This window comes from Micromonospora sp. LOL_015 (assembly GCF_048060275.1).
Taxonomy (GTDB): Bacteria; Actinomycetota; Actinomycetes; order Mycobacteriales; family Micromonosporaceae; genus Micromonospora_E.
In genome coordinates, this window is the sequence record NZ_JBHMIO010000142.1 from 1 (window position 1) to 1,147 (window position 1,147).

Consider the following 1,147-nt stretch of genomic DNA (forward strand, 5'->3'; position numbering starts at 1 on the left):
GTAACGCCAGACCGGGAACAGCGGGTCCTGGGTGTTGGCGTCAAGGACCCGCCGTACGACTAGCCAGGCGGTGATTTCGTATGGGGTGCCGGCGAAGGCGGTGTACTCGATCTCGGCCACGTGGGCGTGGGAGATCAGTTCGCCGGTGTCGGGGTCGGTGACAGCGCCGGGGTACTGCACCGGAATGTACGCATCGTCGGGGATGCTCGCGACCGCGGCGTCGACGGCGGGATTGCGGGCGATGGTGAATGAGAACGTGGCTCCGGCTTTGACGATCGCGGCGATGGTCTTGCCCGAGCAGAACGCCGAGTCGCCGCGGACCACAATGGTGGCCGGGTCGGCTCCCGCCTCGATCGCGGTGTTGATCGCTTCGACGACCATGGTCGTCGCGCCTCGTGCCGACCCGGCCCTACCCGCGCGCAGGCGGACCCCGGCCAGCACCGGTGCCGCTTGCAGTGTGGAGATCGTGACCGCCAACGGGGACAGCCCGCGCCGCAGCACGTTCTTGCCTGAGATCTTCGTGTGGCCGAATGAGGCGCCCTGCTTGGCTTTGCTGTAGACCGGCCGCAGCAGCGAGTCGATGTCAATGAATGCGCGTTCGGTGATTCCGGCCAGGACCGTGGTCCGCCCGGCCAACGCGATCAACGACGTGCGCAGCACCGCGCCGAGTTGGCGAACATGGCCGAACGTGAACTCCCGCAACAGGATCCCCAACGTGGCGCAGGCATACACCGCGCGGAAGAGTTTCTTCATCCCGCCAGCGCGGATCACGTCCAGGTCGTCGATGCTGTCAGCCCCGGCAGCCATCCCGGCGATGATCGACAGTAGCTTCGGCGTCGGGTTGGCCGCCCCGGACTTGACCCGCTCACTGGTGAACCGCACATGCTCATCGAGCAGCCGAGACAGCCCAGCTTGTTCGGCCAACGCCATCAGCGGTACGAGTCCGGCGTGCGACACGAGATTCTCCTCGTCGAAGACCGCGCTGTCGCCACGCCAAGCATGAGATCCTTGCACCGAGAGTGCCTTCCTGACTGGAAATCGATCGTGTTCTAGACAAACCCGATCATCCCAGCTCAGAGGGCACTCTCACTGCATCCATACTGCGATTCGGACATCACCCAACCAGGCAGGTCCACGGATTGAGGCT

General features: G+C 65.1%; 1 protein-coding gene. It reads right to left on the bottom strand.

Features of this window, described 5'->3' with window-relative positions; all coding sequences use genetic code 11:
• Positions 1-1,014 (bottom strand): IS1380 family transposase (locus ACFHWU_RS29170; protein WP_416592307.1); only part of this gene is annotated, 1,014 nt, incomplete at its 3' end.
• Positions 1,015-1,147: the final 133 nt, after the last annotated feature.